Here is an 11,759-nt window from a genome sequence, read left to right as displayed (position 1 = left end):
AAGCCTAAATACTCCCAGATGACCGATAGCGGACAAGTACCGTGAGGGAAAGGTGAAAAGTACCCCGGGAGGGGAGTGAAATAGTACCTGAAACCGTTTGCTTACAAACCGTCGGAGCCTCCTTGTAGGGGTGACGGCGTGCCTTTTGAAGAATGAGCCTGCGAGTTAGTGCTCTGTGGCGAGGTTAACCCGTGTGGGGCAGCCGTAGCGAAAGCGAGTCCGAATAGGGCGATTCAGTCGCAGGGTCTAGACCCGAAGCGAAGTGATCTATCCATGGCCAGGTTGAAGCGACGGTAAGACGTCGTGGAGGACCGAACCCACTTCAGTTGAAAATGGAGGGGATGAGCTGTGGATAGGGGTGAAAGGCCAATCAAACTTCGTGATAGCTGGTTCTCTCCGAAATGCATTTAGGTGCAGCGTTGCGTGTTTCTTGCCGGAGGTAGAGCTACTGGATGGCCGATGGGGCCCAAAAGCTTACTGACGTCAGCCAAACTCCGAATGCCGGTAAGTGAGAGCGCAGCAGTGAGACTGTGGGGGATAAGCTTCATAGTCGAGAGGGAAACAACCCAGACCACCAACTAAGGTCCCTAAGCGCGTGCTAAGTGGGAAAGGATGTGGAGTTGCACAGACAACCAGGAGGTTGGCTTAGAAGCAGCCACCCTTGAAAGAGTGCGTAATAGCTCACTGGTCAAGTGATTCCGCGCCGACAATGTAACGGGGCTCAAGCACGCCACCGAAGTTGTGGCATTGACATTAGTGGTAGGCCTTCGTGGTCCAGCCGTGTTGATGGGTAGGAGAGCGTCGTGTGGCGAGTGAAGCGGCGGTGTGAACCAGCCGTGGATGCCACACGAGTGAGAATGCAGGCATGAGTAGCGAAAGACGGGTGAGAAACCCGTCCTCCGGAAGACCAAGGGTTCCAGGGTCAAGCTAATCTTCCCTGGGTAAGTCGGGACCTAAGGCGAGGCCGACAGGCGTAGTCGATGGACAACGGGTTGATATTCCCGTACCGGCGAAGAACCGCCCAAGACAATCCAGTAGTGCTAAGTATCTGAATCCCTTTGATGGATCCCTTCGGGGTGAAGCGTTGGGCCTAGCGTACGACCCCGTGCTGGTGCGTTTAGCGTATTAACAGGTGTGACGCAGGAAGGTAGCCGAGCCGGGCGATGGTTGTCCCGGTCTAAGGATGTAGGGCGAACGATAGGCAAATCCGTCGTTCATATAGCCTGAGATCTGATGGGTAGACGCAAGTCGAAATCGGTGATCCTATGCTGCCAAGAAAAGCATCGACGCGAGGTTCTAGCTGCCCGTACCCCAAACCGACTCAGGTGGTCAGGTAGAGAATACTAAGGAGATCGAGAGAATCGTGGTTAAGGAACTCGGCAAAATGCCCCCGTAACTTCGGGAGAAGGGGGGCCTGAGGCGTGAACGGACTTGCTCCGGGAGCGTTCGATGGCCGCAGAGACCAGTGGGAAGCGACTGTTTACTAAAAACACAGGTCCGTGCTAAGTCGCAAGACGATGTATACGGACTGACGCCTGCCCGGTGCTGGAAGGTTAAGAGGAACGGTTAGCCGCAAGGCGAAGCTGAGAATTTAAGCCCCAGTAAACGGCGGTGGTAACTATAACCATCCTAAGGTAGCGAAATTCCTTGTCGGGTAAGTTCCGACCTGCACGAATGGCGTAACGACTTCCCAGCTGTCTCAACCGCGAACTCGGCGAAATTGCATTACGAGTAAAGATGCTCGTTACGCGCAGCAGGACGGAAAGACCCCGTGACCTTTACTATAGTTTGGTATTGGTGTTCGGTGTGGCTTGTGTAGGATAGGTGGGAGACGTTGAAGCGGGCACGCTAGTGTTCGTGGAGTCATTGTTGAAATACCACTCTGGTCACTCTGGATATCTAACTTCGGACCCTAATCGGGTTCAGGGACAGTGCCTGATGGGTAGTTTAACTGGGGCGGTTGCCTCCCAAAGAGTAACGGAGGCGCCCAAAGGTTCCCTCAACCTGGTTGGCAATCAGGTGGCGAGTGTAAGTGCACAAGGGAGCTTGACTGTGAGACTGACAAGTCGAGCAGGGACGAAAGTCGGGACTAGTGATCCGGCAGTGGCTTGTGGAAGCGCTGTCGCTCAACGGATAAAAGGTACCTCGGGGATAACAGGCTGATCTTGCCCAAGAGTCCATATCGACGGCATGGTTTGGCACCTCGATGTCGGCTCGTCGCATCCTGGGGCTGGAGTAGGTCCCAAGGGTTGGGCTGTTCGCCCATTAAAGCGGTACGCGAGCTGGGTTTAGAACGTCGTGAGACAGTTCGGTCCCTATCCGCTGCGCGCGCAGGAAATTTGAGAAGATCTATCCCTAGTACGAGAGGACCGGGATGGACGAACCTCTGGTGTGTCAGTTGTTCCGCCAGGAGCACCGCTGATTAGCTACGTTCGGAACGGATAACCGCTGAAAGCATCTAAGCGGGAAGCCGGCTTCGAGATGAGATTTCCATCCCTTCGGGGGAGAGGCTCCCAGCCAGACGACTGGGTTGATAGGCCGGATGTGGAAGACAGGACTAAAGACTGTCGGAGCTGACCGGTACTAATAAGCCGATAACTTGATAATCACTACACTCATACCGTTGTAAAGGCTGGTAGGAGTGGTCAGAGATTGCTTGCGTCCACTTTGTGGTTCCCAGAAGACGGGCACCCCGCATCCTCCTTCGGGAGGAGCGGAACAATTGAATACACGCACGGCGTGTAACCCAGATTTGACCATGTGCCCTCGGGTGCGTGTGTCGCCAGGGTTACGGCGGCCATAGCGAGAGGGAAACGCCCGGTCACATTCCGAACCCGGAAGCTAAGACTCTCAGCGCCGATGGTACTGCAGGGGGGACCCTGTGGGAGAGTAGGACACCGCCGGACACCATTCACGATGGCCACCCAGAAATGGGTGGCCATCGCTGTTTAACCACCACCTCGGATCCCCGCTGCTCACTGGAGCGCGGTGCGGGTTAGGGTGGTGCGACGGTTACGGCCGTCCTCCCCGCCCTCGGGCGGGTCAACTCCACAGAGCATCACCACGACAGGCGAGGAACGCATGGACGACTCAGGATCCGACCGCAACGACCGGGACTCCGGACGTCGTGACGAGCGGCCGCCTCGCGCCGGCGGCCCCGGCCGCTCCTCGAACGATCGCGGCGGCTCGGGCGGTTCCCGCCCCCGCCGCGACGGTGATGCTCGTCCTCCCTATCGTGGCGGTGGCGACTCCCGTCCGCAGCGTGATGGTGACTCCCGTCCTCCGTACGGGGGTAGTGGTGAATCCCGTCCGCAGCGGGACGGTGACTCGCGTCCTCCTTACCGTGGTGGTGGCGATTCGCGCCCGCAGCGTGATGGTGACTCGCGTCCTCCTTACCGCGGTGGTGGCGATTCCCGTCCGCAGCGCGACGGGGACTCCCGTCCTCCTTACCGTGGTGGTGGGGATTCGCGTCCGCAGCGCGATGGTGACTCGCGTCCTCCTTACCGCGGTGGTGGCGATTCCCGTCCGCAGCGCGACGGGGACTCCCGTCCTCCTTATCGCGGTGGCGACTCTCGTCCGCGGCGTGACGGCGACTCTCGTCCTCCTTACCGCGGGGGTGGGGATTCCCGTCCTCAGCGCGATGGGGACTCCCGTCCTCCTTACCGTGGCGGTGGGGACTCCCGTCCGCAGCGGGACGGTGACTCGCGTCCTCCCTATCGCGGTGGCGACTCGCGTCCGCAGCGGGACAGTGACTCGCGTCCTCCCTATCGCGGTGGCGACTCGCGTCCCCAGCGTGACGGGGACTCCCGGCCTCCTTACCGTGGAGGTGGGGACTCGCGTCCCCAGCGTGACGGGGACTCCCGGCCTCCTTACCGTGGAGGTGGGGACTCGCGTCCGCAGCGGGATGGGGACTCCCGCCCTTCGTACCGTGGTGGTGGCGACTCCCGTCCGCAGCGTGACGGTGACTCGCGCCCTCCGTTCCGCGGTGGATCGCGCGACGGCGGAAGCCGGCCGTGGTCGGACGATCGTCGGGGCGGCGGGGACCGCCAGGGCGGCGGACGCGGACGCGAGGGCTTCGGCGGCGGACGCGGCGGCCCCCGCGAGGAGCCGGAGCTCACCGAGGAGGAGCGCGAGCGGCGCTCCCTCCAGTCGGTGCGTCCGCGCCACGACGACCCGGACCTTCCGGACGACGTGCAGGCCAAGGACCTCGACAAGGTCGCCCGCAACGAGCTGCGCACGCTCTCGAAGGACAACGCCGAATGGGTCGCCCGTCACCTGGTGATGGCCGGCCGCCTCCTCGAGGAGGACCCCGAGCTGGCGCACCGCCACGTGCTCTCGGCGGCCCGCCGCGCGGGACGCATCGCCGTGGTCCGCGAGTCGCTGGCCATCTCGGCGTACGCGACGGGCGACTTCGCCCTGGCGCTGCGCGAGCTGCGCACGTTCCGCAGGATCTCCGGCTCGGACGAGCAGGTGCCGCTGATGGTCGACTCCGAGCGCGGCGTGGGCCGGCCCGACAAGGCGCTCGAGCTGGGTCGGTCGATCGACCGCACCACGCTGAGCCCCGGCGCGCAGGTGTCGCTGGCCATCGCCATGTCCGGCGCCCGCCTCGACCTCGGGCAGGCGGAGCTCGCTCTCATGGAGCTCGAGATCCCGCAGCTGGACCCGGACCGCGCGTTCTCGTACAGCCCGGATCTCTTCGCCGCCTACTCGCTCGTCCTCGAGGAGGTCGGCCGCTCCGAGGAGGCGGCCGAGTGGCAGCGTCGCGCCGACATCGCGGCGCAGGCCGTCTTCGCGGCCGAGGGCGGCGGTGACGACGAGACGATCGAGGTGATCGAGGAGGAGCACGAGTCGGCCGACGCCGCGTCCGCTCCCGATCGCGCCGAGGAAGGGACCGCGGTCGACGACGCGGACGAGGACGAGGTCCACCGGACTGTGTCCGAGGAGATCGACGACGACGACGACGCGGACGCGGACGACGCCGATGCGAGCGCTGACGCCGAGGCCGACCTCGTCGACACGGACGAGCCGACCTTCGCAGACGAGTCCCTCGAGTCCGACGATCTCGCCGAGACGGACGCGGACGAGGCTCTCGACTCGGCCGAGCCGACCGCCGACGAGTTGGTCGAACCCGCCGACACCACCGAGGAGGACGCCGATGTTCCGCAGCAGCAGGACTGAGCCCACCCCGCTCGACGGCCGCGACTCCGTCCTGGCCGACCTCGACGGAGTCGTCTACAAGGGCGCCGACGCGATCCCCTTCGCGGTGGAGAGCCTCAACCGCGCGGCCGAGACGCTGCGGGTCGGCTACATCACCAACAACGCCTCGCGCACGGACGCCTCCGTCGCCGGGCACCTCTCCGAGCTGGGGCTAAGCGTCCGGCCCGAGGACGTCGTCACCTCCCCGCAGGCGGCGGTCGTGCTGCTCGCCGACCTGGTTCCGGCCGGCTCGACGATCCTCGTCGTCGGGGCGGAGGGCCTCACCTCCGAGGTCGAGCGCGCCGGGTTCACCGTGACGCGCAGCGCGGAGGACTCGCCGGCGGCGGTCATCCAGGGCTTCGCGCCCACGGTCGGCTGGGAGCAGCTGGCCGAGGCCTCGTTCGCGCTCCACACGGGGATCCCGTGGGTCGCGACGAACACCGACTGGACGATCCCCGTCGCGCGCGGCATCGCCCCGGGCAACGGGACCCTCGTCTCGGCCGTGCACACCGCGGTCGGCCGGCTCCCGGTCGTCGCGGGCAAGCCCGAGCGGGCCATCTTCGACGCGGCGACCGCGCGCTTCGGCTCGACGAACCCGCTATTCCTCGGCGACCGGCTCGACACCGACATCGCCGGCGCGAACGGCGCAGACATGGAGAGCGCCCACGTGCTCACCGGGATCGACCGGGCCAAGCAGCTCCTCGCCGCGGAGCCCAAGCTCCGGCCGACGTACATCCTCGGCGACCTGCGCGAGCTGCACCTGCCCTACCCGGCGACGACGGTCTCGCGGAACGGCACGCACGCCGTCCGCGGCGCCAAGGTCCGCCTCGACGGCGACTCCGTGGTGATCGTGGACGCCGGCGACGACGCGACCGATCTGCTCCGGGCCGCCTGCTCGGTGATCTGGTCGTCCGGCCGCGCGATCTACGGCCTCGACGTACCGGAGTCGCTCTACAGCTGAGCCTGCTCGGCGGGCTCCCGGCGTCCCTCGCGGCGCAGGAGCCCGTCGAGCCGGCCGGCCAGACCGACCGCGACGATCGCGATCAGCGCGGCGTACGAGAAGGTCGCGGCGAAGACCCCGGTCCCGGCCCCGATCAGGCCGGTGACCGCCGCCGCGAGGAGGCCCGTCAGCGCGAGGGAGACCGAGGCGCCGGTCGAGTCGGCGATCTGCAGGGCCGAGCTGTTGAAGCCCTCCCGGCCCGGAGCGGAGAGCGCGAGCGTCATCGTCCCCATCCGCGGGAACATCGTGCCCATGCCGCCGCCGGCCAGGAACCAGCCCACGCCCGCGACGATCGGGCTGAGGGCGAGCACCGTGACGAGCAGCACGACTCCGATGCCGGCGAGCACGAGCGACGAGCCGAGCCGCATCGCTCCGCCGTGGCTGAGGCGGGTGCCCGGGCGTCCCTGGAGGTTCGAGCCGAGAGCCCAGGAGACGGCGCCCGCGGTGAGCATGGCGCCCGAGAGCCAGGGTGGCAGGCCGTACTGCTCCGAGAGCAGCAGCGGCAGGTAGACCTCGGTGCCGAAGAACGCCGCGGCGACGAGGGCGCGGAGGAGGATCACCGACGGCAGGACGCCCCGGGCGCGCAGCGTGCCGGCGGGCAGGAGCGCGCGAACCGCCACGACCACGACCACCACGGCGGCCGCGGCCAGGAGCCCGGCGAGGTCGGGCGCGAGCTCGGCGCTCGTGCTCAGCACGACGACTCCGGCCGAGACGACCACGGCGCGGGCGATGCGGCCGACGGCCCGGCGATCGAAGGGGAGGCGCTCGCGCGGCTCGAGCGAGCGGAGCGTCGGCGCGATCGCGGCGCTCGCGAGGGCCACCAGGGCGACGACTCCGAAGAAGACCCAGTGCCAGCTCGCGAGCTCGGCGACGACTCCGGCCACCAGCGGCCCCACCAGCGACGGTACGACCCAGGCCGCGGCGAAGGCGCCGAAGATCCTCGGATGCAGCTCGCTCGGGTAGACCCGCGCGACGAGCACGTAGAGGGTGACGGTGATCCCTCCGCTGCCCAGCCCCTGCAGCAGGCGGGCCGCCACGAAGACCGGCATCGCCTGCGCGGCGCCCGCGGCCACGAGGCCCAGGGTGAAGAGCAGGATCGCGACCACGAGCGACGGCGTCGGGCCGCGGCGGTCGGCGGAGGATCCGGCCGCGACCATCCCGACCACGGCGGCGGCGAGCGTCGCCGCGAAGGCCAGGGGGTAGAGGGCGCGGCCGTCGAGATCGGCGCTGACGATCGGCATGATCGTCGTCACGGCGAGCGACTCGAACGCGCAGAGGAAGACGAGGCTCGTCGTTCCGATGGTCGTCAGGAGGAGGGGAGCCGAGGTGATGCCGCGGCGATCACGAGAACGCACCTGCTCAACAGTACGCCGAGCGCACGGCCGGTCAGCGGTAGACGGCCCAGTCGTCCTTCGCGAGCACCGTCGGGGTGCCCTCGATCTCGACCAGCCAGCCGCGGTCGTCGCGCTCGAGGTAGCGCCCCTGCACGATCTCGGGGGCCCAGCCGCCGTCGCGGGAGGAGATCCAGCGGACGAAGCGGACGGTGCCTCCGCGCCGGAACAGTGTGCCGTTGTGGTCGCTCATGCGGGGATCTTCTTCACGGAGAGGTCGTCGGGCGACGAGGTTTCGGGGAGGAGGTGGAGGCCGAGGCGGCCGTTCGAGGCGTTCGAGAGCTCGCGCAGCCAGTGCGGGTTCAGCTCGATCGCGGCGGTGCCGTCGTACTCGTAGCGGGTGGGGATGCCGGGGTGGAGCCACAGTTCGGACCGGCGGCCCTCGGCGTCCTCGATCGTCAGGAGGAAGCCCTCGCCGCGGCGGAACCGCGAGGTGATCACGGTCTGGAGGTGGGCCAGGGCGCGGTCCTCGAAGGAGTGCGAGCTGGCGGGTGCGCCGTAGAGCAGTCGTCCCATCGCGCGCACCTCCTCACCGTCGGCGGCGCACGGAAGGCGTGCCGCACCGTCGACACTAGGTATTGCTAAGTCGGTTGACTAACAGTCTCGGCGCCGACTGCGCTTTCGGGACACACGCCGTCCGAACGCCGGAGAAGTGGTTCGATGGGGGCAGCGAGTTCCCGTCCGGGGCGCCTGCCGCTCGGAAGGTGCACCTCGATGGACGCTCGGCCAGACCTGTTCGCTCTGCTCGCGCGATTGCGCACGGCGGAGCGCGACTACGACGGCCGCGTGGAGCGCCGCCTGGGCATCGGCGCCACGGATCTCGCGGCCCTGCGGCTGATCGGGGTCGGGGAGCGGCGCGACGAGATCGTCCGCGCAGTCGACCTGTCCGCGGCCCTGTCGATCACGACGGCGGCCGTCTCCCTCCTCGTCGACCGCCTCGCCCGCGCCGGCTACGTGAACCGCACTCCCGACCCGTCCGACGGCCGCGGCCGCATCCTCTGCCTGACGGAGCGCGCGCAGAAGGCCATCGTCGGCACCGACGACCCGACCTACGAGCAGATCCGCGCGATGGTCGCGAAGGTGCCCGAATCGGAGGCCGCGACCGTCGCGGTGCTGCTCGACGGCCTCAGCCGCATCCTCGAGGGGCAGCCGCCGCCCGAGCTCGTCGACTGATCAGCGCTGCAGCGTGGCGCTCGGCGACTCGCCGAATCGCTCCGCGTAGGCCGCGCTGAAGCGGCCCGCGTTCCCGAAGCCCCAGTGCCGGGCGACGGCGGCGACCGTCGTCCCGAGGGGCGGACTCACGGCGAGCTCCACCCGGGCGCGGTCGAGCCGCACCAGGCGCAGGTAGGCGATCGGGCGCATCCCGAGCACCCGCTGGAACGCGGACTGCAGGCCCCGGACGGTCAGGCCCGACGCCGCCGCCATCTCGGCGGGGCCGATCGGCTCGCTGCAGTGGGCGTGCACGTACTCGACGGCCGTGCGGATCCGTGCGTTCCGGGGGGCGAGGAGCTCGGGCGGGACCGGAGCGGACTCCGGAGGGTAGAGGTCGAGCAGCGCGGAGGCCGTGGCGCGGGTGAGCTCGTCCCAGAGCAGCGGCTCGACGCGCTCGCTGCGCAGCGCGCGGGCGGAGTCGGCGACGGCCGTGCGCCAGCGGCGGATCGCCGCGGCGTCGGGGCGGTGCTCGGAGTCGAAGACGAGGGAGCCGACGAGGCCGCGCTCGGCGGCGACCCGGTCGACGACTCCCCGGTCGAGGTGCACCAGGCGCTGGTCGAAGTCGACGTAGTCGAAGGCGAACGGCCGACCGACGGGGAAGAGGACGGGACGGTTCTCCTCCATCGCGATCGAGGCGCGGCCGACATCGATCCGGGCGGAGCCGCCGACGATCCACTGCACGACGACGTCGTCCGAGTCGCCCACGCCGCCCGCGAGGCGCCCGGACATCCGCGAGGTGCGGAGGGTCATCCCGCCGTCGCCGATGGCGGCGTAGCGGTAGCTGAAGTCGGCCGCGGTGGTGGCGGCGCGCCATTCGTCGCCGTTGTAGAGCCGCGCGAGGCTGTGCCGCGCCTCGTCCGGATCCTCGCCGCGGGCCTCCAGCCGGACGCGAGGGTGGTGATCGTCCACAGGTCGTTCCGGTGCCTCAGCGCGTGAGGCGCTCGATGAGCTCGCGGTAGCGCGCGGCCGTGCGCTCGACGATCTCGGACGGGAGGGTCGGCGGGAGGCCCTGGCCGTCCCAGTTGTCGGAGAGCCAGTCGCGCACGATCTGCTTGTCGAACGAGCGGCCGCGGATGCCGGCGTCGTAGTCGTCGGCGTCCCAGTAGCGGGAGGAGTCGCTCGTGAGGACCTCGTCGCCGAGGGTGACGACTCCGGTCCCGCGGTCGACCCCGAACTCGAACTTCGTATCGGCCAGCAGCACGCCGCGGGCCAGGGCGATGGTGGACGCCTCGCGGAAGACCGCGAGCGAGAGGGTGCGCAGCGCCTCCGCGGCCTCCTCCCCGACGATCTCGACCGTGCGCTCGAAGGTGATGTTCTCGTCGTGCTCGCCCTGCGGGGCCTTCCACGCGGGGGTGTAGATCGGCTCGGGGAGCGCGTCGCCGTCCTGGAGGCCCTCGGGGAGCGGGACGCCGCAGACGGAGCCCGTCTCCCGGTACTCCTTCCAGCCGCTGCCGGAGAGGTAGCCGCGCACGACGCACTCGATCGGGAACATGTCGAGCGTCTTCACCAGCATCGACCGGCCGCGGACCGCCTCGGGGATCGCGCCCGGGATCAGATGGTTGGGGACGTCGGAGAGCTGCGCGAACCACCAGAGGGAGAGCGTGGTCAGCAGCTCGCCCTTGCCGGGGATCCCTGGCTCGAGGACCGCGTCGTACGCGCTGACCCGGTCGCTGGCGACGACGAGCATGCGGTCGGCGCCGAGCACGGGGTCGGCGTCGTCGGGGGTGTAGAGGTCGCGCACCTTGCCGGAGTAGGCGTGCTGCCAGCCGGGCAGCGGCGCCGTGGTGTCGAAGGACAGGGAGTCGTCGCGGGTCACCGCACCATTCTCCCCGATCCGGGGGGCTCCGCGGCTCCTGAAGACCTCCTGTGTCCTGGCGGATCGGGGCTGTCAAGCACGCGCGGTCGCCGATCCCGCGCGCCTAGCGTCGAGACATGACCTCGCAGAACGACCAGACTCCGCAGAACGACCAGTACACGTTCCAAGACCCGACCGCGATGTTCGCCGACATCGACACGGAGGCCCAGTACCAGGAGGGCTCCGGCCTCGACTCGAAGATGGACGACCCCGCCGACCGCGGCGAGTCGACCTACCGCGGCTCCGGCCGCCTGACCGGGCGCAAGGCGCTCGTCACCGGAGGCGACTCGGGCATCGGCGCGGCCGTCGCCATCGCCTACGCCCGCGAGGGCGCCGACGTCGCGATCGTCTACCTCCCCGAGGAGGAGTCCGACGCGAAGAAGGTCGTCGCGCTGATCGAGGAGGCCGGCCGCACCGCCGTCGCCATCCCCGGCGACATCACCGACCACGACTTCGCGGTGGGCGCCGTCGCGAAGGCCGTCGAGGGCCTGGGCGGACTCGACATCCTCGTCAACAACGCGGGCAAGCAGCAGCACGTCGAGGACTTCCTCGAGCTCTCGGACGAGCAGTTCGACGAGACCTTCAAGACCAACGTCTACGCGATGTTCTGGATGACGAAGGCGGCCGTGCCGCACCTCGCCCCGGGCTCCGCGATCATCAGCACCTCGTCGATCCAGGCCTACCAGCCGTCGCCGATGCTGGTCGACTACGCCAGCACGAAGGCCACGATCAACACGTTCTCGAAGGCGCTCGCGCAGCAGCTCGCGCCCAAGGGCATCCGCGTGAACGTCGTCGCCCCGGGCCCGATCTGGACGCCGCTGCAGACCGCGGGCGGCCAGCCGTCCGACAAGCTGCCCGAGGTCGGCTCGCAGACGCCGCTCGGACGCTGGGGCCAGCCGGCCGAGCTCGCTCCCGCCTACGTGTTCCTCGCCTCCCCGGAGTCGAGCTACGTCGTCGGCGAGACGCTGCACGTCAACGGCGGCATGCCCACGCCGTAACACTCGGCGCTCACGGCGGGCCCGGTCGCGGCGCGGAGGAACCCTCTTCCGCGCCGTGGCGGGGCCCGCCGTTTTGGTTGTCGTAACAATCGACTGCTGTGCAGGTT

The 11,759-nt window shown here is 68.3% G+C and carries 10 protein-coding genes and 2 rRNA genes; 6 read left to right on the top strand and 6 right to left on the bottom strand.

The genetic code is table 11. The features are described from left to right. A 23S ribosomal RNA gene (locus C5C99_RS10370) occupies nucleotides 1-2,607 on the top strand; the annotation flags it as partial. A gap of 182 nt (nucleotides 2,608-2,789) precedes the next feature. Next, nucleotides 2,790-2,906, top strand: a 5S ribosomal RNA gene (gene rrf / locus C5C99_RS10365). Between the two features lie 184 nt (nucleotides 2,907-3,090). On the opposite strand, the gene C5C99_RS16815 is transcribed toward rrf, so the two are convergent. Beyond that, on the bottom strand, nucleotides 3,091-4,167 hold the full coding sequence (locus C5C99_RS16815) for a hypothetical protein (RefSeq protein WP_146085501.1): 1,077 nt from the start codon (nucleotides 4,165-4,167) through the stop codon (nucleotides 3,091-3,093). Between C5C99_RS16815 and C5C99_RS16810 the strand changes: the two genes are divergently transcribed. Together C5C99_RS16810 and C5C99_RS10355 are read left to right on the top strand one after the other, a co-directional pair. Continuing rightward, nucleotides 4,153-5,178 carry a hypothetical protein gene (locus C5C99_RS16810; protein ID WP_146085500.1) on the top strand — a complete coding sequence of 342 codons (1,026 nt, stop codon included), beginning with the start codon at nucleotides 4,153-4,155 and terminating at the stop codon, nucleotides 5,176-5,178. The two genes, C5C99_RS16815 and C5C99_RS16810, sit on opposite strands and share 15 nt — an antisense overlap. Continuing rightward, the gene (locus C5C99_RS10355) at nucleotides 5,156-6,157 is read left to right on the top strand and encodes an HAD-IIA family hydrolase (RefSeq protein WP_104226795.1); all 1,002 of its coding nucleotides are present in this window, start codon (nucleotides 5,156-5,158) and stop codon (nucleotides 6,155-6,157) included. The genes C5C99_RS16810 and C5C99_RS10355 overlap by 23 nt, the downstream gene beginning before the upstream one ends. On the opposite strand, the gene C5C99_RS10350 is transcribed toward C5C99_RS10355, so the two are convergent. The 3 genes from C5C99_RS10350 to C5C99_RS10340 are packed head-to-tail and all read right to left on the bottom strand — an operon-like array spanning nucleotide 6,148 to nucleotide 8,103. Beyond that, nucleotides 6,148-7,551 (bottom strand): MFS transporter, encoded by a 1,404-nt coding sequence (locus tag C5C99_RS10350; protein ID WP_258063680.1) that lies wholly within the window; start codon nucleotides 7,549-7,551, stop codon nucleotides 6,148-6,150. The two genes, C5C99_RS10355 and C5C99_RS10350, sit on opposite strands and share 10 nt — an antisense overlap. 31 nt (nucleotides 7,552-7,582) lie before the next feature. Next, complete coding sequence (locus tag C5C99_RS10345; protein WP_068256013.1) at nucleotides 7,583-7,780, bottom strand: hypothetical protein; 198 nt, start codon at nucleotides 7,778-7,780, stop codon at nucleotides 7,583-7,585. Further along, nucleotides 7,777-8,103 (bottom strand): hypothetical protein, encoded by a 327-nt coding sequence (locus C5C99_RS10340; RefSeq protein WP_104223794.1) that lies wholly within the window; start codon nucleotides 8,101-8,103, stop codon nucleotides 7,777-7,779. The genes C5C99_RS10345 and C5C99_RS10340 overlap by 4 nt, the downstream gene beginning before the upstream one ends. A 198-nt stretch (nucleotides 8,104-8,301) precedes the next feature. Between C5C99_RS10340 and C5C99_RS10335 the strand changes: the two genes are divergently transcribed. Then, entirely contained in the window at nucleotides 8,302-8,760 is a 459-nt protein-coding gene (locus C5C99_RS10335; RefSeq protein ID WP_181027163.1) for a MarR family winged helix-turn-helix transcriptional regulator, read from the top strand. Here the strand turns inward: C5C99_RS10335 and C5C99_RS10330 are convergent, their stop codons facing one another. Further along, nucleotides 8,761-9,708 (bottom strand): helix-turn-helix domain-containing protein, encoded by a 948-nt coding sequence (locus tag C5C99_RS10330; RefSeq protein WP_104226797.1) that lies wholly within the window; start codon nucleotides 9,706-9,708, stop codon nucleotides 8,761-8,763. Between the two features lie 16 nt (nucleotides 9,709-9,724). Then, nucleotides 9,725-10,615, bottom strand: a complete 891-nt coding sequence (locus C5C99_RS10325; protein ID WP_258059453.1) for a phosphoribosylaminoimidazolesuccinocarboxamide synthase — start codon at nucleotides 10,613-10,615, stop codon at nucleotides 9,725-9,727. Nucleotides 10,616-10,731: 116 nt separating this feature from the next. On the opposite strand from C5C99_RS10325, the gene C5C99_RS10320 reads away from it, so the two are divergent. Beyond that, a complete protein-coding gene (locus tag C5C99_RS10320; RefSeq protein WP_104223791.1) occupies nucleotides 10,732-11,652 on the top strand; it encodes a glucose 1-dehydrogenase in 921 nt (306 codons plus the stop codon). Nucleotides 11,653-11,759 lie beyond the last annotated feature (107 nt).

Source organism: Rathayibacter sp. AY1C4 (assembly GCF_002932195.1).
In the GTDB taxonomy this organism is placed as follows: domain Bacteria; phylum Actinomycetota; class Actinomycetes; order Actinomycetales; family Microbacteriaceae; genus Rathayibacter.
Note: the sequence above shows the minus strand (reverse complement) of the source record. Positions and strands in the feature narration are given on the sequence as shown.